General features: G+C 63.1%; 18 protein-coding genes and 2 tRNA genes. 16 read left to right on the top strand and 4 right to left on the bottom strand.

Annotation, left to right across the window (positions count from 1 at the left end; translation table 11 throughout):
• Positions 1-248: 248 nt before the first annotated feature.
• Both KUO17_RS04960 and KUO17_RS04955 read right to left on the bottom strand, forming a co-directional pair.
• A tRNA-Leu gene (locus KUO17_RS04960) sits at positions 249-335 on the bottom strand.
• An 87-nt stretch (positions 336-422) separates the two neighbouring features.
• Positions 423-509 (bottom strand) — tRNA-Leu (locus KUO17_RS04955).
• 264 nt (positions 510-773) lie between these two features.
• Between KUO17_RS04955 and rnr the strand changes: the two genes are divergently transcribed.
• From rnr to azu, 11 genes are all read left to right on the top strand, one after another.
• Entirely contained in the window at positions 774-3422 is a 2649-nt protein-coding gene (gene rnr / locus KUO17_RS04950) for a ribonuclease R (protein WP_217974015.1), read from the top strand.
• Positions 3419-4171, top strand: a complete 753-nt coding sequence (rlmB, locus tag KUO17_RS04945; protein WP_217974013.1) for a 23S rRNA (guanosine(2251)-2'-O)-methyltransferase RlmB — start codon at positions 3419-3421, stop codon at positions 4169-4171. Before rnr ends, rlmB begins: the two co-directional genes overlap by 4 nt.
• 273 nt (positions 4172-4444) lie before the next feature.
• Positions 4445-4870 carry a 30S ribosomal protein S6 gene (gene rpsF / locus KUO17_RS04940; RefSeq protein WP_010221605.1) on the top strand — a complete coding sequence of 142 codons (426 nt, stop codon included), beginning with the start codon at positions 4445-4447 and terminating at the stop codon, positions 4868-4870.
• A 28-nt stretch (positions 4871-4898) separates the two neighbouring features.
• Positions 4899-5129, top strand: coding sequence for a 30S ribosomal protein S18 (gene rpsR, locus KUO17_RS04935; RefSeq protein ID WP_003171373.1), 231 nt, complete (start codon positions 4899-4901; stop codon positions 5127-5129).
• A 36-nt stretch (positions 5130-5165) separates the two neighbouring features.
• Positions 5166-6056 carry a hypothetical protein gene (locus KUO17_RS04930; protein WP_217974012.1) on the top strand — a complete coding sequence of 297 codons (891 nt, stop codon included), beginning with the start codon at positions 5166-5168 and terminating at the stop codon, positions 6054-6056.
• Positions 6057-6077: 21 nt separating this feature from the next.
• The gene (gene rplI, locus KUO17_RS04925) at positions 6078-6524 is read left to right on the top strand and encodes a 50S ribosomal protein L9 (protein ID WP_163946422.1); all 447 of its coding nucleotides are present in this window, start codon (positions 6078-6080) and stop codon (positions 6522-6524) included.
• A 110-nt stretch (positions 6525-6634) separates the two neighbouring features.
• Positions 6635-8032 carry a replicative DNA helicase gene (dnaB, locus tag KUO17_RS04920; RefSeq protein WP_217974010.1) on the top strand — a complete coding sequence of 466 codons (1398 nt, stop codon included), beginning with the start codon at positions 6635-6637 and terminating at the stop codon, positions 8030-8032.
• A gap of 100 nt (positions 8033-8132) precedes the next feature.
• A complete protein-coding gene (locus tag KUO17_RS04915) occupies positions 8133-10436 on the top strand; it encodes a YgiQ family radical SAM protein (RefSeq protein ID WP_217974009.1) in 2304 nt (767 codons plus the stop codon).
• A 179-nt stretch (positions 10437-10615) separates the two neighbouring features.
• Complete coding sequence (locus KUO17_RS04910; protein ID WP_217974008.1) at positions 10616-13087, top strand: circularly permuted type 2 ATP-grasp protein; 2472 nt, start codon at positions 10616-10618, stop codon at positions 13085-13087.
• The gene (locus tag KUO17_RS04905) at positions 13087-13989 is read left to right on the top strand and encodes a transglutaminase family protein (protein WP_217974006.1); all 903 of its coding nucleotides are present in this window, start codon (positions 13087-13089) and stop codon (positions 13987-13989) included. Before KUO17_RS04910 ends, KUO17_RS04905 begins: the two co-directional genes overlap by 1 nt.
• Before the next feature lie 394 nt (positions 13990-14383).
• Positions 14384-14830, top strand: coding sequence for an azurin (gene azu / locus KUO17_RS04900; RefSeq protein ID WP_217974005.1), 447 nt, complete (start codon positions 14384-14386; stop codon positions 14828-14830).
• Between the two features lie 108 nt (positions 14831-14938).
• Here azu and nadE read toward each other — a convergent pair whose 3' ends face one another.
• Positions 14939-15766, bottom strand: coding sequence for an ammonia-dependent NAD(+) synthetase (nadE, locus tag KUO17_RS04895; RefSeq protein WP_217974003.1), 828 nt, complete (start codon positions 15764-15766; stop codon positions 14939-14941).
• A 3-nt stretch (positions 15767-15769) separates the two neighbouring features.
• Entirely contained in the window at positions 15770-16972 is a 1203-nt protein-coding gene (pncB, locus tag KUO17_RS04890) for a nicotinate phosphoribosyltransferase (protein WP_217974001.1), read from the bottom strand.
• 457 nt (positions 16973-17429) lie between these two features.
• Between pncB and KUO17_RS04885 the strand changes: the two genes are divergently transcribed.
• The 5 genes from KUO17_RS04885 (at position 17430) to KUO17_RS04865 (ending at position 22515) form a co-directional block, all read left to right on the top strand.
• A complete protein-coding gene (locus KUO17_RS04885; protein WP_217973999.1) occupies positions 17430-18566 on the top strand; it encodes a branched-chain amino acid ABC transporter substrate-binding protein in 1137 nt (378 codons plus the stop codon).
• Positions 18567-18729: 163 nt separating this feature from the next.
• A complete protein-coding gene (locus tag KUO17_RS04880; RefSeq protein WP_217973997.1) occupies positions 18730-19644 on the top strand; it encodes an ABC transporter permease subunit in 915 nt (304 codons plus the stop codon).
• Between the two features lie 2 nt (positions 19645-19646).
• A complete protein-coding gene (gene livM / locus KUO17_RS04875; RefSeq protein ID WP_217973995.1) occupies positions 19647-20930 on the top strand; it encodes a high-affinity branched-chain amino acid ABC transporter permease LivM in 1284 nt (427 codons plus the stop codon).
• Positions 20927-21802, top strand: a complete 876-nt coding sequence (locus tag KUO17_RS04870) for an ATP-binding cassette domain-containing protein (protein ID WP_217973994.1) — start codon at positions 20927-20929, stop codon at positions 21800-21802. The genes livM and KUO17_RS04870 overlap by 4 nt, the downstream gene beginning before the upstream one ends.
• Positions 21799-22515 (top strand): ABC transporter ATP-binding protein, encoded by a 717-nt coding sequence (locus tag KUO17_RS04865; RefSeq protein WP_217973992.1) that lies wholly within the window; start codon positions 21799-21801, stop codon positions 22513-22515. The genes KUO17_RS04870 and KUO17_RS04865 overlap by 4 nt, the downstream gene beginning before the upstream one ends.
• Positions 22516-22917: the final 402 nt, after the last annotated feature.

Genomic DNA, 22917 nt, shown 5'->3' with positions numbered 1-22917 from the left:
TATTTCCTCGCTTGCGGGCTACAAATCTTGAAACAATAATAAACGATATAGGTTCTCAAGTACGCCCGTGAGGAAAAATTCATGAGCCGCCTACCGGTCACGCGGGCGAAGCGGCTGTTTTTGCAGGTCAATGGAGAAACACGATGCAAGGGATGCAACCGATGGGCGAGTAGGGGAGGGGCTGCCCGGGCGCATGGGGGCAAATCCCAGGCATAAAAAAACCCGCTTTCGCGGGTTTCTCTAGAATATGGTGCCCAGAAGAAGACTCGAACTTCCACGACCGTAAGGTCACCAGCACCTGAAGCTGGCGTGTCTACCAATTTCACCATCTGGGCAAGTAAAGCAGTTGAAGCATTGAAACAGAAAACGGTGTAGCGTGTCGCGTAAATTCCAGACTTGAAAATGCATCTGAAATTTGAAATTGGTGCCCAGAAGAAGACTCGAACTTCCACGACCGTAAGGTCACCAGCACCTGAAGCTGGCGTGTCTACCAATTTCACCATCTGGGCATTTCGCTGAGGCTTCATGATGCTTCACATCACGGCGCTTCTCAACTATAACGACGGTGTTCGTCGTTGTGGTGCGCACTATACGGATGCTCCAAAGGGCTGTAAAGCCCCGTTTGGAAAAAATCTCAAAAAATTCAAGTCGTTGTTCCTTGGGCTGTTTTGGCATCGTTCGAGGGCTCTGACAGGGCTGTCCAAGCCTGAAATTTCCGGTTTCAATACGCCTATGCCAAACTAACCCTATATAGACAAGGTGAACCCCTACTAATGGCCGATTGGCAGACCCTCGATCCCGAGGCCGCTCGTGAAGCGGAAAAATACGAAAACCCTATTCCTAGCCGTGAGCTGATCCTCCAGCGCCTCGACGAGCGTGGCTCTCCCGCTGCGCGCGAGGAGCTGGCCGAGGAGTTCGGCCTGCACACCGAGGACCAGATCGAAGCCCTGCGCCGCCGTCTGCGTGCCATGGAGCGTGATGGTCAGCTGATCTATACCCGGCGCGGCACCTATGCCCCGGTAGACAAGCTGGACCTGATCCTGGGTCGCATCAGTGGCCACCGCGACGGTTTCGGTTTTCTCATCCCTGATGATGGCAGCGACGACCTGTTCCTGAGCCCGGCGCAGATGCGTCTGGTGTTCGATGGCGACCGCGCACTGGCACGTGTGTCGGGCCTGGACCGGCGCGGCCGGCGCGAAGGCGTGATCGTCGAAGTGATCTCGCGTGCCCACGAAAGCATCGTGGGCCGCTACTTCGAAGAAGGCGGCGTGGGGTTCGTGACCCCCGACAACCCCAAGGTCCAGCAGGAAGTGCTGGTCACCCCGGGCCGCAACGCCAACGCCAAGGTCGGCCAGTTCGTCGAGGTGAAGATCACCCACTGGCCGACTGCACGCTTCCAGCCGCAGGGCGATGTCGTCGAAGTGATCGGCAACTACATGGCGCCGGGCATGGAAATCGACGTGGCGCTGCGCAGCTACGACATTCCGCACGTATGGCCCGAAGCGGTCATCAAGGAGGCGCGCAAGCTCAAGCCTGAAGTCGAGGAGAAGGACAAGGAGAACCGCATCGACCTGCGTCACCTGCCGTTCGTCACCATCGACGGCGAAGACGCACGCGACTTCGATGATGCCGTGTACTGCGAGAGCCTGGGCAAGTTGCGCCTGTTCTCCGGCGGCTGGCGCCTGTTCGTGGCGATTGCCGACGTGTCCAGCTACGTGCGCCTGGGCTCTGCCCTGGACAACGAAGCCCAGGTGCGCGGCAACTCGGTGTACTTCCCCGAGCGCGTGATCCCGATGCTGCCCGAGGAGCTGTCCAACGGCCTGTGCTCGCTGAACCCGAACGTCGACCGGCTGGCGATGGTCTGTGAAATGACCATCAACAAGTCTGGCCAGATGGTCGACTACCAGTTCTACGAAGCGGTGATCCACTCCCACGCACGGCTGACCTACAACAAGGTCAGCAGCATGCTGGAGCACTCGCGCACCCGTGAGGGCAAGGCCCTGCGCGAGCAGTACAGCGATGTGGTGCCGGACCTCAAGCAACTGTATGCGCTGTACAAGGTGCTGCTGGCGGCCCGTCACACCCGTGGCGCGATCGACTTCGAGACCCAGGAAACCCGTATCATCTTCGGCTCCGAGCGCAAGATTGCGGAAATTCGCCCGACCGTGCGCAACGATGCGCACAAGTTGATCGAAGAGTGCATGCTGGCGGCCAACGTGGCCACCGCCGAGTTCCTCAAGAAGCATGAAATCCCCGCGCTGTACCGGGTGCACGATGGCCCGCCGCCAGAGCGCCTGGAAAAACTGCGCGCCTTCCTCGGCGAGCTGGGCCTGTCGCTGCACAAGGGCAAGGACGGTCCGTCGCCCAAGGATTACCAGGCACTGCTGTCGCAGATCGCCGGTCGCCCGGACTTCCACCTGATCCAGACCGTGATGCTGCGCTCGCTGAGCCAGGCGGTGTACAGCGCCGACAACAACGGCCACTTCGGCCTGAACTACGAGGCGTACACCCACTTCACCTCGCCGATCCGGCGCTACCCGGACCTGCTCACCCACCGTGCGATCCGCAGCGTGATCCGCTCGCGTCAGGAAACCCCGCACGTCAAGCGGGCCGGCGCGATGAGCATTCCCAAGGCACGTATCTACCCGTACGACGAGGCGGCGCTGGAACAGTTGGGCGAGCAGTGCTCGATGAGCGAGCGACGCGCCGACGAAGCCACTCGCGACGTGACCAACTGGCTCAAGTGCGAGTACATGAAGGACCGCGTGGGTGAGAGCTTCCCGGGCGTGATCACCGCGGTGACCGGTTTCGGCCTGTTCATCGAGCTGACCGACATCTACGTCGAAGGCATGGTGCACGTCAGTGCCTTGCCAGGTGACTACTACCACTTCGACCCGGTACACCACCGCCTGGCGGGCGAGCGCACCGGGCGCAGCTTCCGCCTGGGCGACACGGTCGAGGTGCGCGTGATGCGCGTCGACCTGGAACAGCGCAAGATCGACTTCGAGATGGCCGAAAACACCCTGAATGCGCCGATCGGTCGCAAGCCGCGGGGTGCCGAGCCTGCTGCCAAGGGCAAGTCGGGCGCCGCCCCGGTCAAGTCCAATGGTGCTGCCAAGCCGTACACCTCGCCTGCCAAGGCGGCCAAGGCTGAAACCGCACCGGTCACTGCCGCCGAGCCGCCGCGTCGCAGCCGCAAGAACGAAGCCTCCGACGCCTACTTCCCGGCCGATGCCGCGGCCAAGAACGCCGAAGTGCGCAAGAGCCGGGAAATGAAAAAGGCCTTGTTGTCCGATGCCAAGAACGCCGGCGGCAAGCCTGCGGCCAAGGGTTCCAAGGCATCGTCGGACAAGCCGAGCAAGCACCGCAAGGGGCCACCCAAGGCGGGTGGCGCCCCACGTAAACCCAAGGCCAAGTCATGAGTCAGCTGGAAAAGATCTACGGCGTGCATGCCGTGGAAGCGCTGTTGCGTCACCACCCCAAGCGGGTCAAGCAGGTGTGGTTGTCCGACAGCCGTAGCGAGCCGCGGGTGCAGGCGCTGCTGGAGCTGGCAGCGCAGAACCGCGTTTCGGTCGGCCAGGCCGAGCGACGCGAGATGGATGCCTGGGTCGAGGGCGTGCACCAGGGCGTGGTCGCCGAGGTGAGCCCGAGCCAGGTGTGGGGCGAGGCGATGCTCGAAGAGCTGCTGGACCGTACCGAAGGCGCGCCGCTGATCCTGGTGCTGGACGGTGTGACCGACCCGCACAACCTGGGCGCCTGCCTGCGTACCGCCGATGCGGCGGGTGCACTGGCGGTGGTGGTGCCCAAGGACAAGTCGGCGACCCTGACCCCTGCGGTGCGCAAGGTAGCGTGTGGCGCGGCCGAAGTGATTCCGCTGGTGGCGGTGACCAACCTGGCGCGGACCCTGGAGAAACTCCAGCAGCGCGGCCTGTGGGTTGTGGGCACGGCAGGGGAGGCCGAGCAGGAGCTGTATCAGCAGGACCTGACCGGCCCGACCATCCTGATCATGGGCGCCGAGGGCAAGGGCATGCGCCGCTTGACCCGCGAGCACTGTGATTTCCTGGTGAAGCTGCCGATGGCAGGCAGCGTCAGCAGCCTGAACGTGTCGGTAGCGACGGGCGTGTGCCTGTTCGAGGCGGTGCGTCAGCGTCAGGCCAAGCGCAAGGCCTGATAGTGGCGTTGTGTCCTTCGCTGGCAAGCCAGCCCCCACAGTTTTTGCGTGCGCCGCGAAACCCTGTGGGGGCTGGCTTGCCAGCGAAGGGGCCTCAGGATCTGTTCAAATAATCACCAATTACCTTGCGTGTGCATCGGCGCTTCTCTACAATTGCGCCCCTTGCCACGCTGGCGGGCGCGCAAGTGCCCACCGCCCAAGGCAAGACAAACAGTGTCATTCACTCCTTGTCTGACCACCCTGGTGGCAGACTACAACCCGTAAGGAGCATTCATGCGTCATTACGAAATCATCTTTCTGGTCCACCCTGACCAGAGCGAGCAAGTCGGCGGCATGGTTGAGCGTTACACCAAGCTGATCGAAGAAGACGGCGGCAAAATCCACCGTCTGGAAGATTGGGGCCGTCGTCAACTGGCCTACGCAATCAACAATGTTCACAAGGCTCACTACGTGATGCTGAACGTTGAGTGCACCGGCAAGGCCCTGGCCGAGCTGGAAGACAACTTCCGCTACAACGATGCCGTGATCCGTAACCTGGTCATCCGTCGCGACGAAGCCGTTACCGGCCAGTCCGAGATGCTCAAGGCTGAAGAAAACCGCAGTGAGCGCCGTGAGCGTCGCGACCGTCCTGAGCATGCTGACAGCGCCGATGGCGACGACAGCAATGACAGCGACAACAGCGATAACGCTGACGAGTAATCCACGGACCTTTTGAGGAGCCTATTACATGGCACGTTTCTTCCGTCGTCGTAAATTCTGCCGCTTCACTGCTGAAGAAGTGAAAGAGATCGATTACAAAGATCTCAACACCCTGAAAGCTTATGTATCCGAAACCGGCAAGATCGTTCCAAGCCGTATCACCGGTACCAAAGCTCGTTATCAGCGTCAGCTGGCTACCGCTATCAAGCGCGCCCGCTTCCTGGCCCTGCTGGCCTACACCGACAGCCACGGCCGCTGAGACCGGGTCGTCGACAGGTAGCAAGGGATAAAGTGCATGCGAGCGTTAGCTGATTTCATCATGCGCGGTCGCGTGCAGGCCACGCTGGTAGTGGTCGGTTGTGCGGCAATGCCGCTGTTGTTCTGGTTGAGTGCCGCCGCCGGGAGCCTTGTGCTGCTGCGGCGCGGTTTCAAGGACGCCTCCGGGATCCTCGCCCTGGCATTGCTGCCGGCGCTGGTCTGGTGGTTCTTCGGTGAGCCGCGCACCTTGATGGTGTTGCTGGGTACCTTTGGTCTGGCTGCGTTGCTACGCGCCGGGCAGTCCTGGAACCGGGTGCTGTTGTTCAGCATCGCCTGGGGCCTGGTGTACGGGGTTGTTCTGGGTTCGGTGTTCCGCGAACCGATCGATGCATTGGCGCAGGCGCTTGAAAAAGCCCTGCCGCAGATGCTCGACGGGCTCTACCAGCAGATGTCGGTAGAAGAGCGGGCCCGCCTCGGCAGCGTCATTGCACCGGTGCTTACCGGCCTGATTGCGTCGTTGCTGCAAGCTGTCAGTCTGCTGGCCCTGATGCTGGGTCGCTACTGGCAGGCCGCGTTGTATAACCCGGGAGGCTTTGGCAGCGAGTTTCGCGCCACAAGACTGCCGCTGATGCCGGCGTTGCTGTTGCTGGTGTGCATGCTGGTGGCGCCGAATTTCGGTACCGAACTGGCCATGCTGACACCGTTGTGCAGCGTACCGCTGGTGTTCGCCGGGCTGGCCCTGATGCATGGGCTGGTGGCGCAAAAGCGACTGGCCAGGTTCTGGCTGGTGGGGATGTACGTAACGCTGGTGCTGTTCATGCAGCTGATTTATCCGTTGCTCGTGGTTCTGGCCATTGTCGACAGCCTGATTGATTTTCGCGGTCGTTCTGCATCCAAGGGTGCAGATGACGCGAACGGTGAAGGTTAAAAGTTAAGAGGTTTATACCTAATGGAACTGATCCTGCTGGAAAAAGTCGCCAACCTGGGCAACCTGGGCGACAAGGTAAACGTTAAGGCCGGTTACGGCCGTAACTACCTGCTGCCATTCGGCAAAGCTACCGCTGCGACCGCTGCCAACCTGGCTGCGTTCGAAGAGCGTCGTGCCGAGCTGGAAAAACTGGCTGCAGACAAGAAAGCTTCGGCTGAAACCCGCGCTGCCCAACTGGCCGAGCTGGAAGTGACCATCACTGCCACCGCCGGTGACGAAGGCAAGCTGTTCGGTTCGATCGGCACCCACGACATCGCTGACGCCCTGACCGCCTCCGGCGTTGAAGTGGCCAAGTCTGAAGTGCGTCTGCCGAACGGCACCATCCGTAACGTTGGCGAATTCGACGTAGCCGTGCACCTGCACAGCGACGTAGAAGCCACCGTACGTGTGGTTGTTGTCGCAGCCTAAGCTGGACTAATCGACTGGCACCCCAGGTGCCGGCCGGTTAACATCGGGCACGATCCTGCTTTGCAGGTCGTGCCCTTTGTCTTTTTCAACACCCTGATTTCCAAGTGGCCATGAACGAGATAACCGCCCCCGAGCAATATGATCTGCAAACCGCTGCCCTGAAGGTGCCGCCGCATTCCATCGAGGCCGAACAGGCCGTGCTCGGTGGCCTGATGCTGGACAACAGCGCCTGGGAGCGCGTGCTCGATCAAGTCTCCGATGGCGACTTCTACCGGCATGACCACCGTCTGATCTTCCGCGCGATCCACAAGCTCGCCGACCTCAATACCCCGTTCGACGTGGTGACGCTGCACGAGCAGCTCGACAAGGAAGGCCAGAGCTCGCAGATCGGCGGCCTGGGCTACCTGGGCGAGCTGGCCAAGAACACCCCGTCGGTGGCCAACATCAAGGCCTATGCGCAGATCATTCGCGAGCGCGCCACGCTGCGCCAGCTGATCAGCATCAGCAGCGAGATCGCCGACAGCGCGTTCAACCCGCAAGGGCGCAACGCCGCCGAGATCCTCGACGAGGCCGAGCGCCAGATCTTCCAGATCGCCGAGGCGCGGCCCAAGACCGGCGGCCCGGTAGGGGTCAACGAGCTGTTGACCAAGGCCATCGACCGCATCGACACGCTGTTCAACTCCGACAGCGCGATCACCGGTATTTCCACCGGCTACACCGACCTGGACGAGAAGACCAGCGGCCTGCAGCCGGCCGACCTGATCATCGTTGCCGGCCGTCCATCGATGGGCAAGACCACCTTCGCCATGAACCTGGTGGAGAACGCCGTACTGCGCAGCGACAAGGCCGTGCTGGTGTACTCGCTGGAGATGCCAGGCGAATCGCTGATCATGCGTATGCTTTCCTCGCTGGGGCGTATCGACCAGACCAAGGTACGTTCCGGCCAACTGGACGACGATGACTGGCCACGCCTGACCTCGGCGGTCAACCTGCTCAACGACCGCAAGCTGTTCATCGACGACACCGCTGGCATCAGCCCCTCGGAGATGCGTGCGCGTACCCGACGCCTGGTGCGTGAACATGGCGATATCGCGATGATCATGATCGACTACCTGCAGTTGATGCAGATCCCGGGCTCCAGCGGCGACAACCGTACCAACGAGATTTCCGAGATCTCGCGCTCGCTCAAGGCCCTGGCCAAGGAATTCAACTGCCCGGTCATCGCCCTGTCGCAGCTCAACCGCTCCCTGGAGCAACGCCCCAACAAGCGCCCGGTGAACTCCGACTTGCGTGAATCGGGTGCAATCGAGCAGGACGCCGACGTGATCATGTTCGTCTACCGCGACGAGGTGTATCACCCCGAGACCGAGCACAAGGGCATTGCCGAGATCATCATCGGCAAGCAGCGTAACGGCCCGATCGGCTTTATCCGCCTGGCGTTCATCGGCAAGTACACACGCTTCGAGAACCTGGCACCGGGCAGCTACAACTTCGACGACGACGAATAAGCACAGATGATCAATTCCGACTCCTGACGTCGGAATTGGTCAAAATTTGTGCTATATTCCGCGCCCGCGATTTCCCTGATACCAAGAACCGGTCACTGACATGCAAGCAGCCAAACCACTTTTCGACTATCCCAAGTACTGGGCCGAATGCTTCGGGCCAGCGCCATTCCTGCCCATGAGCAGGGAGGAGATGGATCAGCTCGGCTGGGATTCCTGCGACATCATCATCGTGACCGGGGATGCCTACGTCGACCATCCGTCGTTCGGCATGGCGATCATCGGCCGTCTGCTCGAAGCCCAGGGCTTCCGGGTCGGCATCATTGCCCAGCCCAACTGGCAGAGCAAAGACGACTTCATGAAGCTGGGCGAGCCGAACCTGTTCTTCGGTGTCGCGGCCGGCAACATGGACTCGATGATCAACCGCTACACCGCCGACAAGAAGACCCGTTCGGACGACGCCTACACCCCCGGCGGCCTGGCCGGCAAGCGCCCCGACCGCGCCAGCCTGGTCTACAGCCAGCGCTGCAAGGAAGCCTACAGGCACGTGCCGATCGTGCTCGGCGGCATCGAGGCGTCGCTGCGCCGCATCGCGCACTACGACTACTGGCAGGACAAGGTGCGCCACTCGATCCTGATCGATGCCTGCGCCGACATCCTGCTGTACGGCAACGCGGAACGCGCGATCGTCGAAGTGGCCCAGCGCCTGTCGTACGGCCAGAAGATCGAAGACATCACCGACATCCGCGGCACCGCGTTCGTGCGCCGTGACACCCCGCAGGGCTGGTACGAGGTGGACTCCACGCGGATCGACCGTCCGGGCAAGGTCGACAAGATCATCAACCCGTACGTCAACACCCAGGACACCCAGGCCTGCGCCATCGAGCAGGAGAAGGGCCCGGTCGAAGACCCGCAGGAAGCCAAGGTGGTGCAGATCCTGGCCAGCCCGCGCATGACCCGCGACAAGACCGTGATCCGCCTGCCGTCGTACGAGAAGGTACGCAGCGACGCCGTGCTGTATGCCCACGCCAACCGCGTGCTGCACCTGGAGACCAACCCGGGCAACGCCCGTGCGCTGGTGCAGCGCCATGGCGAGCTGGACGTGTGGTTCAACCCGCCGCCCATCCCGATGACCACCGAAGAGATGGACTACGTGTTCGGCATGCCCTATGCGCGCGTCCCGCACCCGGCGTACGGCAAGGAGAAGATCCCGGCCTACGACATGATCCGCTTTTCGGTGAACATCATGCGTGGCTGCTTTGGTGGCTGCACCTTCTGCTCGATCACCGAGCACGAGGGGCGCATCATCCAGAACCGTTCCCACGACTCGATCATTCGCGAGATCGAAGAAATTCGCGACAAGGTGCCGGGCTTTACCGGGGTCATCTCCGACCTTGGCGGGCCGACCGCGAACATGTACCGCATTGCCTGCAAGAGCCCGGAGATCGAGTCCGCGTGCCGCAAGCCGTCGTGCGTGTTCCCGGGTATCTGCCCCAACCTGAACACCGACCACTCGGCGCTGATCCAGCTGTACCGCAGTGCGCGTGACCTGCCGGGGGTGAAGAAGATCCTGATCGCCTCGGGCCTGCGCTACGACCTGGCGGTCGAGTCGCCGGAGTACGTCAAGGAGCTGGTCACCCACCACGTCGGTGGCTACCTCAAGATCGCCCCGGAGCACACCGAGGAAGGCCCGCTGAACCAGATGATGAAGCCTGGTATCGGCAGCTACGACCGCTTCAAGCGCATGTTCGAGAAGTACTCCAAGGAGGCGGGCAAGGAGCAGTACCTGATCCCGTACTTCATTGCAGCGCACCCGGGCACCACCGACGAAGACATGATGAACCTGGCACTGTGGCTCAAGGGCAACGGCTTCCGTGCCGACCAGGTGCAGGCGTTCTACCCGTCGCCGATGGCGTCTGCCACGGCCATGTACCATTCGGGCAAGAACCCGCTGCGCAAGGTCACCTACAAGAGCGATGCGGTGACCATCGTCAAGAGCGAAGAGCAGCGCCGCCTGCACAAGGCGTTCCTGCGCTATCACGACCCGAAGGGCTGGCCGATGCTGCGTGAAGTGCTGCAGCGCATGGGCCGTGCCGACCTGATCGGGCCTGCCAAGCACCAGTTGATCCCGCTGCACCAGCCGGCGACCGACAGCTACCAGAGTGCACGGCGCAAGAACTCGACGCCGGCGGGCAGCCACAAGGTGGCCAAGGAACAGAAGATCCTGACCCAGCACACCGGCTTGCCACCGCGTGCCAGCGATGGCGCCAAGCCGTGGGACAAGCGCGAGCAGGCCAAGGCGGCGGCGTTTGCCAAGAACCAGGAAGCGGCCAAGGCGCGCAAGGATGCAGCCAAGGGCGGCAAGGGCAAAGGCAAGAAAACCCGCGAGCCCGTGTTGCCACGCTGATACCGCGTCGCGGCCTTCGCTGGCAAGCCAGCTCCCACAGGTACAGTGCAGATCCATAGGCCACTGATTACCCTGTGGGAGCTGGCTTGCCAGCGAAGAGGCCCGCAAGGCCACATCTATCCTTCACCCGGCCCTCGCTACACGCTACCCTGCATCACCCGCCATTCCCGAGCACGCCCATGGCTGACCCGCTGGCCTCACCAAGCCCCGCTACCTACCACGAAATGTTCGCGGCAGACGGCAGCGTGCGCCCGCACTGGCAGCGCCTGCATGACGCCTTGCAGCGCAGCGGCCCGGCCCAGCTGGCCCAGCGCCAGGCCCTGCTGACGCGCCACCTGCAGGAAAACGGCGTTACCTACAACATCTACGCCGACCCCGAGGGTACCGATCGCCCCTGGGAGCTGGACCTGCTGCCGCAGCTGATCCCGGCGCAGGAATGGCAAGCGCTGGCCGCCGGCATCGCCCAGCGTGCGCAGTTGCTCAACGCGGTGCTGGCCGACATCTACGGCCCGCAACAGCTGATCGGCGAAGGCCTGCTGCCCGCCGAACTGGTGTATGGGCACAACAACTTCCTGTGGCCCTGCCAGGGCATCAGCCCGCCCGGCGGGACCTTTCTGCACCTGTACGCGGTTGACCTGGCACGCGGCCCCGACGGGCGCTGGTGGGTCACTGCCGACCGTACCCAGGCGCCCTCCGGGGCCGGCTACGCGCTGGAAAACCGCACCCTGGTGACCCGCACGCTGCCCGACCTGTACCGCGACCTGCACGTGCAGCACCTGGCCGGCTTCTTTCGCAGCCTGCAGCAAAGCCTGCTGCGCCTGGCGCCCAGCGACCAGGAACCGCCGCTGGTGGTACTGCTGACGCCCGGGCGGTTCAACGAGAGCTATTTCGAACACCTGTTCCTTGCCCGCCAGCTGGGCTACCCGCTGGTCGAAGGCAGCGACCTGACCGTGCGCGATGCCACGGTGTACCTCAAGACCCTTGGCGGGCTGCGCCGGGTGCACGCGATCATGCGGCGCCTGGACGACGACTTCTGCGATCCGCTGGAGCTGCGCACCGACTCGGCGCTCGGCGTGCCGGGCCTGCTCGATGCGGTACGCCAGGGCCGGGTGCTGGTGGCCAATGCGCTGGGCAGTGGCGTGCTGGAGTCGCCCGGCCTGCTGGGCTTTCTGCCGGCGATCAATCAGCGCCTGTTTGGCGAAGAGCTGAGCCTGCCGTCGATTGCCACCTGGTGGTGCGGCGAGCCTGCGGCCCTGGCCCAGGCCCTGGAGAAACTGCCTGAACTGCTGATCAAGCCGGCGTTCCCGTCGCAGAGTTTCGCCCCGCTGCTGGGGCGCGACCTGGACAGTGTGGCGCGCGAAGCCCTGGCCGAACGCCTGCGCGCACGCCCGTACGCCTATGTTGCACAGCAACTGGCGCAGTTGTCCCAGGCACCGGTCTGGCAGGGCCAGTTGCAGGCCCGCCCCATCGGCATGCGCGTGTATGCAGTGGCCACTGCTGACGGTTACCGGGTGCTGCCCGGTGGCCTGAGCCGAGTGGCCGCGCAGGCCGATGCCGAAGTGGTGTCGATGCAGCGCGGCGGTGCCAGCAAGGACACCTGGGTGCTGGGTGATGCCGCGCCGGTCGGCGAGCAATGGCAGGCCAGCCGCAGCCTCGGGGTCGCCGACCTGGTGCGCCAGGACCCGTACCTGCCCTCGCGGGTGGTGGAAAACCTGTTCTGGTTCGGCCGCTACTGCGAGCGCTGCGACAGCAGTGCGCGGTTGCTGCGGGTGCTGCTCAGCCGCTACCTGGACGGCGACCATCCCTCGACCTGGCAGGCGGCGGTGGCGCTGGCCGAAGAGCTGGAACTGCTGCCGCCCCAGGGGTCCCTGGCCGAACGCCTGCGTGCCGCCTTGCTGGCCCCCGACTGGGTGTTCAGCCTGCGCGCCAACCTGCAGCGCCTGCAGTGGACCGCCGCGCAGGTGCGCGGCAAGCTCTCGCGCGAGAACTGGCAGGCCCTGGTGGAGCTGCAGCGTGAAGCCCAGACCCTGGACGGTGACACGGCGGATCTGGGCGAGCTGCTGGACTTTCTCAACCGCCTGGTGATGTCGCTGGCGGCGCTGTCGGGCTTTGCCCTGGACGACATGACCCGCGATGAAGGCTGGCGTTTTTTGATGATCGGACGCCGCATCGAGCGCCTGCAATCGCTGAGCCTGAGCCTGGCGAGCTTTCTGCGTGGCCCTGGCGTGTTCGATCAGGCCGGCCTGGAATGGCTGCTGGAGCTGGGTAACAGCAGCATCACCTACCGCTCGCGCTACCTGGCGGTGGCACAGTTGATCCCGGTGCTCGACCTGCTCCTGCTCGACCCGCAGAACCCGCATGCGGTGCTGTTCCAGCTCAAGTTGCTGGTGCGCTCGCTGGAGCGCTGCAGCAAGGAGTTCGGCAGCCCGCGTGACCCTGCATTGGGCGTGCTGGCCGAGCGGCTGCAGCATTTCGAGCTCGCCAGCCTGGAGCACCCGCTGTTCGGCAATGCCAGCGTGCGGGCGGTGCTCGATGGCCTGGCCGGCTTGCTTGAAGACGTCGTGCAGGCCAGTGTGCAGGCCTCCGAGCGCCTGGCGCTGCGCCACTTCGTGCATGTCGACGATGTAAGCCAACAGACGGTGTCTGCCTGATGAGTGCACGCTACCAGGTTCTGCACGATACCCATTACCGCTACGACAGCCCGGTGTCGCTGGCCCAGCAACTGGTGCACCTGTGGCCGCGGGCGTGCGCCTGGCAGCAGTGCGAAGACCAGCAGTTGCAGGTCGACCCGCTGCCTACGCGGCGGCGCGACGAGTTCGACGGCTTCGGCAACCCGCTGACGCGCCTGGCGCTGGAGCGTCCGCATGATCAGTTGCGCGTGGTGACCCGGGTACAGGTCGAGGTGCTGACACGGCCGCTACCCGAGCTGGACGCGTCGCTGCCCTGGGAGCAGGCGTGCCAGGCGCTGACCTACTCGGGCCAGGCGCTGTCGGTGGCCATGCTGGATGCCTGCCGCTTTCGTTTCGAGTCGCCCTACGTGCGCCTCAAGCAGCGCTTCGTGGCGTTCGCCGAGCCGTGCTTCCCGCCTGGCCGGCCGTTGCTGCTGGGCGTGCAGGCCTTGATGCAGAAGATCTTCAGCGAGTTCACCTTCGACGCGGGGGCCACCCAGGTCGCCACGCCGCTGGTGGAGGTGCTGGAGCGCCGTCGCGGGGTGTGCCAGGACTTCGCCCACCTGATGCTCGCCTGCCTGCGCTCGCGTGGCCTGGCGGCGCGTTACGTCAGTGGCTACCTGCTGACCCGCCCCCCGCCGGGGCAGGCGCGGCTGATCGGTGCGGATGCCTCGCACGCGTGGGTATCGGTGTATTGCCCGGTGCAGGGCTGGGTGGATTTCGACCCTACCAACAACATGCTGCCGGCACTTGAGCACATCACTTTGGCGTGGGGCCGGGACTTTTCCGATGTGTCGCCGCTGCGCGGGGTGATCCTGGGCGGCGGCAGCCATGACCCGCAGGTGCAGGTGACGGTGTTGCCGCTGGATGAAGGCCAGGTCTGATACCGCACCGGTCCCTTCGCTGGCAAGCCAGCTCCCACAGGTTTTGTGAGCACCGCTGACCTTGTGGGAGCTGGCTTGCCAGCGAAGGGGCCAGACCTGCTGGCGCATCACTCCGGCCGCGCAAATTCCACATGGCTGCCAGTGGCACCACAGGCATAAGCGGCCAGCAGGCCGCGCATCAAGCTACCAAGGGACATGTTCGATACTCCTAAATGAGAGGTTGTCTCATCGTCCCTGATTGGAGCATGATGGTCGTGCGGATTTTGTGTATACAATCCATAGCGAAAATTTACTACCAAACGCCTCGACCCGCCTTTGACTCATATCAGGCGCCCGTGCAGACGTTTGGGGCAGTATCGAAACAGATAAAAAACCCCTGCCAAGGAGATTCACGATGTTTGCCAAAGCTGTAGCGGTATCCCTGCTGACCCTCGCCAGCGCCCAGGTGTTCGCCGCCGAGTGCAAGGTCACGGTCGACTCCACCGACCAGATGTCCTTCAACACCAAGGCCATTGAAATCGACAAGAGCTGCAAGACCTTCACCGTCGAGCTGACCCACTCCGGCAACCTGCCGAAGAACGTCATGGGCCACAACCTGGTGATCAGCAAAGAAGCTGACATGCAGCCGATCGCCACCGACGGCCTGAGCGCCGGTATCGACAAGGATTACCTGAAGGAAGGCGACGCACGCATCATCGCCCACACCAAGGTGATTGGCGCCAAGGAAACCGACGCGGTGACCTTCGACGTGTCCAAGCTCGATGCCAACGAGAAGTATGGTTTCTTCTGCTCGTTCCCGGGGCACATCTCGATGATGAAAGGCACTGTTACGCTGAAGTAAGCTTCAAGTGCCAGTTCAGGGTTGCCTGACCTGGCCTCTTCGCTGGCAAGCCAGCTCCCACAGGTACTGCACTGTCCTTGTGGGAGCTGGCTTGCCAGCGAATGGAGCTCAAGGGGCGAAGGGCATCTCGCGCTTGTGATGGGTCTTCTCGTACGTACGTTTGATGATCTCGAACGCTTCCTCGCTCACCGCCTCGCCCTGCAGGAACGCATCGATCTGCGCATAGCTCACCCCATGCGACGCCTCGTCCGGCTTGCCCGGCGCCAGGTCTTCCAGGTCGGCCGTCGGCACCTTCTCCACCAGTGATTCGGGCGCGCCAAAGCTGCGTGCAATCGCGCGTACCTGGTTTTTCACCAGCCCGCTCAACGGCGCCAGGTCGCACGCGCCATCACCGAACTTGGTAAAGAACCCCATTACCGCCTCGGCCGCATGGTCGGTACCGATCACCAGCCCGCCGCGCGCACCGGCAATGGTGTACTGCGCCACCATGCGCATGCGTGCCTTGGTGTTGCCCACCACGAAATCGACCATCGCCGGCTTGCCGTCCTTGAGCGCCTCGACCTCGGCCGCCAGCGCCTGCACGGCCGGGGCGATGTTCACGGTGTGGCATTCGTCCGGCTGGATGAAGTCGATGCACGCCTGGGCATCATGCTCGTCATGCTGCACCTGGTACGGCAGGCGCACGGCAATGAAACGGTACTGCGCATCACCCGTCTGCTCGCGCAGCTGCGCCACCGCACGCTGGGCCAGCAGGGCGCCGGTCAGCGAGTCGACCCCGCCGCTGATGCCCAGCACCAGGGTCTTGAGCCCGGCATTTTTCAGGCACTGCTGGATAAAGGCCACACGCCGGGCCTTCTCGGCCTCGAGCGCGGCCGCGTCGGCGAACGGCGGCTGAACCTTGAGCTGCTGCGCAATCTCTCGCTGGACGGCTTGCATGGGTTACTCCTTGGGCACTTTGAATACGTGGCGCAGGTAGGCGACAAAGTTGGCGTCGCGGCATTGGGTCTTGGCCGCCTCGTCGGAAATCTTCGCCACCGGCTGGCCGTTGCAGTCGGTCATTTTAAGCACGATGCTCATCGGCGCCACCCCGGGAATGTCACAGGTCAGGTTGGTGCCGATGCCGAAGCTGACGTTGATGCGCCCGCGCAACGCCCGGAAGATCTCCAGGGTCTTGGTCAGGTTCAGCCCGTCGGAGAACACCAGGGTCTTGGTCATCGGGTCGATCCCCAGCTTGCGGTAGTGCGCGATGGCCTTCTCGGCCCACTGCACCGGGTCGCCGGAGTCATGGCGCAGGCCGTCGAACAGCTTGGCGAAGTACAGGTCGAAATCGCCCAGGAACGCGTCCATGGTGATGCAGTCGGTCAGGGCGATCCCCAGCAGCCCACGGTACTCGCGCACCCAGCAGTCGAGGGCGGCGATCTGGCTGTCGATCAGCCGTGGCCCCAGTTGCTGGTGCGCCATGATCCATTCGTGGGCCATGGTGCCGAGCGGTTTGATATCCAGTTTGCGTGCCAGGTGCACGTTGCTGGTACCCACGAAGCGTGCCGGGAAGTCGGCCGCCAGCACCTGCACCACCTCTTCCTGGACCTTGTAGGAGAAGCGCCGGCGGGTGCCGAAATCGGCCACCTGCAACTCGCTCAGCTCTTCGCTGCTGGCGTTGGCGCGCAGCCAGTCGAACTTGCGGTGCAACTGGTCGCGTGCGTCGCTGACCTTCACCAGGGGATAACGATGCTGGTTGCGCACCTCGCTGATGATTGCCAGCAGTGGCACTTCGAACAGGATCACATGCAGCCACGGGCCATGCAGGCGCAGCACCAGCTCATCGTGCTCGATGGCCAGGTGCAGGTAGCGCAGGTTGAAGCGGAACAAGCCCAGAAAGCGCAGGAAGTCCGGCTTCATGAAGCTGATCTGTTCCAGGAAATCCAATTGCTCAGGGCTGATGCTCAGGTCGCACAGGTGCTCGATCTGGGTACGGATCTGCGCCAGATAAGGGCGCAGGTCTTCGCCGTTACGGCATCGGAACTCCCATTCCACATCGACGTTGGGGTAGTTGTGCAGCACCGCCTGCATCATCGTCAGCTTGTAGAAATCGGTATCGAGCAGGCTCTGCACGATGCGGTCGGCAAATGCGCTTTCGCTCATAAAACACTCCAGGTCGGGCGTGCCGCCATCCAGGCCGCCAATGGCGCCCATTGTGCCAGTCTTTTCGCCGGTGTTGCCGGCCGGCGCAGGGTAATTCGGTAGCAGGCTATGGGTAGCGGCACGTTTCGCGTTGGCCAGCTAGCCTCTAATGGTGCCCGCTGTTGCAGAGGCGCACCAAGGATGTGCAGTTCGGTTACGCATCCTGTTACAGGCTGGTTGCACGTAAACACAGGTCAGGGTTGCAATGATGGCACGGCAAGGTTGCGCTTTATCTGCTTCGTCGGTGGCGCCATGTGCACCGCAGACGGTTTCACGACCTGTAAAGAAGGCGTGCAAGCCGACGTATCGGAACCTGATCGCGAGTTTTTCCAGAATAAAAATCCAATGGCACGGCCCTTGCTCATCGCAATTGCTGAACGTTGTAGTGCCAACCAAAAAAACTCAGGAGCACCACCTCATGTCGCAGACGTTTTACAAGAAAGGCTTTCTGGCCCTCGCCGTGGCAACGGCGCTGGGCGTGTCTTCGTATGTACAGGCCGACATCAAGATCGGCGTAGCGGGCCCGATGACCGGTGCCAACGCAGCGTTTGGCGAGCAATACATGAAAGGTGCCCAGGCCGCGGCCGATGCCATCAACAAGGCGGGCGGGGTCAATGGCGAGCAGATCAAGCTGGTGGCCGGTGACGATGCCTGCGAGCCCAAGCAGGCCGTGGCCGTGGCCAACCGCCTGGTCGACCAGGAAAAGGTCGTGGGCGTGGTCGGGCACTTCTGCTCCTCCAACACCATCCCGGCCTCCGAGGTGTATGACGAGGCCGGCATCATCGCGATCACCCCGGGCTCGACCAACCCGCAGGTCACCGAACGCGGCCTGAGCGCCATGTTCCGCATGTGCGGGCGTGACGACCAGCAGGGCATCGTGGCCGGCGACTACATCGTCGATGTGCTCAAGGGCAAGAAGGTCGTGGTGCTGCACGACAAGGACACCTATGGCCAGGGCCTGGCGGATGCGACCAAGGCCCAGCTGGAAAAACGCGGCGTCAAGCCGGTGCTGTACGAAGGCCTGACCCGTGGCGAGAAGGATTTCAGCGCCGTGGTCACCAAGATCCGCGGCGCCGGTGCCGACGTGGTCTACTTCGGTGGCCTGCACCCGGAAGCCGGCCCGCTGGTGCGGCAACTGCGTGAGGCGGGGCTGAACGACGTCAAGTTCATGTCCGACGACGGCATCGTGACCGACGAGCTGGTGGCCACCGCCGGCGGCGCCAAGTTCGTCGATGGGGTGTACATGACCTTCGGCGCCGACCCGCGCCTGCTGCCCGACAGCAAGGCAGTGGTGGACGAGTTCCGCAAGGCCGGTACCGAACCCGAGGGCTACACCCTGTATGCCTACGCCTCGGTCCAGGCCCTGGCCGCCGCCTTCAACGGCGCCAAGTCGACCAAGGGCGAAGACGCCGCCAAATGGCTCAAGGCCAACCCGGTGAAAACCGTGATGGGCGAGAAGAAGTGGGACGCCAAGGGCGACCTGACCGTGTCCGACTACGTGGTCTACCAGTGGGACAAGGACGGCAAGTACCACCAACTGGAAAAACAAAAATAACAACGGCCGGCGCCTCGGGCCTTCGCTGCCCGGGGCGCGCCCCGGTTTTCTGCCGTACCTGTCTTTTCTCGTGGAGCTGCACAACCCGGCGCCGTCTGGGCCGCTTCATCCGCGGTACGACGGGGTCGGCGGGTGTGCACTCTCAAATACGTGAGATCGCGTTATGGATGGTATTTTCCTGCAGCAACTGATCAATGGGCTGACCCTGGGGTCGGTCTATGGTCTGATCGCCATCGGCTACACAATGGTCTATGGCATCATCGGCATGATCAACTTCGCGCACGGCGAGGTGTACATGATTTCCGCGTACCTGGCGGCAATCAGCCTGGCATTGCTGGCGTATTTCGGTATCGAATCCTTCCCGCTGCTGATGCTCGGGACGCTGATCTTCACGGTGGTGGTCACCGGTGTATACGGCTGGACCATCGAACGCATCGCCTACAAACCCCTGCGCAACTCCACCCGGCTGGCACCGCTGATCAGTGCCATCGGCATTTCGCTGATCCTGCAGAACTATGCACAGATCAGCCAGGGCGCCCGCCAACAGGGTGTACCGACCTTGCTCGAAGGCGCCTGGCGCCTCGACGTGGGCACCGGCTTCGTGCAACTGACCTACACCAAGATCTTCATTCTGGTGGCGGCCTTCGTCGGCATGGCGGCGCTCACCTACATCATCAAGTTCACCAAGCTGGGGCGCATGTGCCGGGCCACCCAGCAGGATCGCAAGATGGCCTCGATCCTGGGCATCAATACCGACCGGGTGATCTCCTACGTGTTCATCATCGGTGCGGTGATGGCCGCCCTGGCCGGTGTGCTGATCACCATGAACTACGGCACGTTCGACTTCTACGCCGGCTTCATCATCGGCATCAAGGCGTTTACCGCGGCGGTGCTGGGCGGCATCGGCTCGCTGCCCGGTGCGATGCTGGGCGGCATCATCCTCGGTATTTCCGAGTCGCTGTTCGCCGGCATGATCAACTCCGACTACAAAGACGTGTTCAGTTTCTCGCTGCTGGTGCTGATCCTGATCTTCCGTCCCCAAGGCCTGCTGGGTCGCCCACTCGTGGCGAAGGTGTAAGTATGTCTGCTGCCAATAACGCTTCCATCGACATCAAGCGCAGCCTGGTCGATGCGGTTCTTGCCGGGCTGATTTCCCTCATCGTGTTCGGCCCCATCGTCGGCGTGGTGCTCGACGGCTACAGCTTCAACCTGCAACCCACCCGCGTCGCCTGGCTGGTGGCCGGGGTCATGCTGGGGCGCTTCGCGCTGAGCCTGTTCCTGCAGACCCCCAAGGGCCAGGCCATCCTGCAGGGCTTCGAGAGCAGCGGCTCCGGCGTGCATGTGCTGGCGCCGGACTACAAGTCGCGGTTGCGCTGGATCATCCCGGCGCTGATCGTGATCGCCATCGTGTTCCCCTTTTTCGCCAACAAGTACCTGCTTACCGTGGTGATCCTGGGGCTGATCTACGTGTTGCTGGGCCTTGGCCTGAACATCGTGGTGGGCCTGGCCGGGTTGCTCGACCTGGGTTACGTGGCGTTCTATGCCATCGGTGCCTATGGCCTGGCGCTGGGCTACCAGTACCTGGGCCTGGGCTTCTGGACGGTACTGCCGCTGTCGGCGATTGCCGCGGCGCTGGCCGGGTGCATCCTGGGCTTCCCGGTGCTCAGGATGCACGGTGACTACCTGGCCATCGTGACCCTGGGTTTTGGCGAGATCATCCGCCTGGTGCTCAACAACTGGCTGTCGTTCACCGGTGGGCCCAACGGCATGCCGGTGCCGTCGCCGACCTTCTTCGGCCTTGAGTTCGGGCGCCGGGCCAAGGACGGCGGGGTGCCGTTCCACGAGTTCTTCGGGGTGGACTACAACCCCAACCTCAAATTCCTGTTCATCTACATCGTCTTGTTCCTGGTGGTGCTGGCGGTGCTCTACATCAAACATCGGCTCACCCGCATGCCGGTAGGACGCGCCTGGGAAGCGCTGCGCGAAGACGAGATCGCGTGCCGCTCGATGGGCCTGAACCACGTGCTGGTCAAGCTCTCGGCGTTCACCATCGGGGCCTCTACCGCGGGCCTTGCCGGGGTGTTTTTCGCCAGCTACCAGGGCTTCGTCAACCCGTCCTCGTTCACCTTCTTCGAGTCGGCGCTGATCCTGGCCATCGTGGTGCTCGGCGGCATGGGCTCGACGGTCGGGGTGGTGATCGCCGCCTTCGTGCTGACCGTGGCGCCAGAGCTGCTGCGCAGTTTCTCCGAGTACCGCGTGCTGCTGTTCGGCGTGCTGATGGTGCTGATGATGATCTGGCGACCGCGTGGGCTGATCCGCATCAGTCGTGCCGGTGTGGTCCCGCGTAAAGGAGTGGCGCCATGAGCGACGAAGTGATTCTTTCGGTCGACAACCTGATGATGCAGTTCGGCGGCATCAAGGCGCTCAGCGACGTGAGCCTGAAGGTCAGGCGCAACGCCATCTTCGCCTTGATCGGCCCCAACGGCGCGGGCAAGACCACCGTGTTCAACTGCCTTACCGGCTTCTACAAGGCCAGTGGTGGCAGGATCGAGCTGAACCTGCGCGGTAGCCGCACCAACGTGATCCAGCTGCTGGGCGAGCGTTTCCGGGCGACCGACTTCGTGTCGCCCGCTCGCTTCGCCAGCCGGCTGTACTACAAGATGTTCGGCGGCACCCATCTGGTCAACCGTGCCGGCCTGGCGCGCACCTTCCAGAACATTCGCCTGTTCAAGGAAATGTCGGTGGTGGAGAACCTGCTGGTGGCCCAGCACATGTGGGTCAACCGCAACCTGCTGGCCGGGGTGCTCAACACCAAGGCCTACCGCAAGGCCGAGAGCGATGCGCTGGACCATGCCTTCTACTGGCTGGAGGTGGTCGACCTGGTCGACTGCGCCAACCGCCTGGCCGGCGAGCTGTCGTACGGCCAGCAGCGGCGCCTGGAGATCGCCCGGGCCATGTGCACGCGGCCGCAGATCATCTGCCTGGACGAACCGGCAGCGGGCCTCAACCCGCAGGAGACCGAGGCGTTGAGCAAGATGATCCGGGTGCTGCGCGACGAGCATGACCTGACGGTGGTACTGATCGAACATGACATGGGCATGGTAATGAGCATTTCCGACCATATCGTGGTGCTGGACCACGGCAACGTGATTGCCGAGGGCGCGCCGCAGGACATCCGCAACAACCCGACGGTGATCGCGGCCTACCTGGGTGCTGACGAAGAGGAGCTGGCATGAGCGGACCGATCCTCGAGCTCAAGGCGCTGGACGTGTTCTACGGGCCGATCCAGGCCCTGAAGCAGGTTTCGATGCACATCGACGAAGGCGAGACGGTGAGCCTGATCGGCTCCAACGGCGCGGGCAAGTCGACGCTGCTGATGTCGATCTTTGGCCAGCCGCGTGCGGCGTCGGGGCAGATCATCTACCGCGGCACCGACATTACCCACAAGTCCTCGCACTACATTGCCTCCAACGGCATTGCGCAGTCGCCGGAGGGGCGCCGGGTGTTCCCGGACATGTCGGTGGAAGAGAACCTGATGATGGGCACCATCCCGATCGGCGACACGTTCGCCGGTGAGGACATGCAGCGCATGTTCGAGCTGTTCCCGCGGCTCAAGGAGCGGCGCAACCAGCGGGCGATGACCATGTCCGGTGGCGAGCAGCAGATGCTCGCGATCGCCCGTGCGCTGATGAGCCGGCCCAAGCTGTTGCTGCTGGACGAGCCGTCGCTGGGGCTGGCGCCGATCGTGGTCAAGCAGATCTTCTCGACGCTGCGCGAGCTGGCCAAGACCGGCATGACCATCTTTCTGGTGGAGCAGAACGCCAACCATGCGCTCAAGCTGTCGGACCGTGCCTATGTGATGGTCAACGGGCAGATCCGCATGACCGGTACGGGGCAGGAGCTGCTGGTGAACGAAGAGGTGCGCAACGCGTATCTGGGCGGGCACTGACAGCGGCTGGTAAAAGGGACCTCGGCTTGCCGGGGTCTTTCTTTGTGTGCGTGCAGGCCGCTTGGACATTGTGGAAAAGTTATTTGAACCTGTGCAAGTGGCGCGACACAACGTCGCTCCAAGCGCTTGTTTTCACGGGGTTTGGAGTTGTCCCCGTTTCGTGTGGAGGTGACTGTGGGTAACTTGGTAGTACCTCGCTGCAGGCCACGTATCATAAGGCTTCCAGGCTGTTGTTCGTTTTTTGATCAGTGGTTTTTCTGACGCCTGCAAGGTTATTTGTCAAGGCTTTTATCGGGGCGTCATTTCCCTGGTCAAGGCGCATCAAGGCCTGTGGATAAGTCTGTGGGCAAGCCTTGGAAAGAGTGGCGCAGGGGCCGTAGTTCAAGGCCTCTGGCCATCACC

It is taken from the genome of Pseudomonas aegrilactucae, from assembly GCF_019168305.1.
GTDB classification, from domain to species: domain Bacteria; phylum Pseudomonadota; class Gammaproteobacteria; order Pseudomonadales; family Pseudomonadaceae; genus Aquipseudomonas; species Aquipseudomonas aegrilactucae.
The sequence above is the reverse complement of the archived record's forward strand: the minus strand, read 5'-3'. Positions and strand labels throughout refer to the sequence as shown.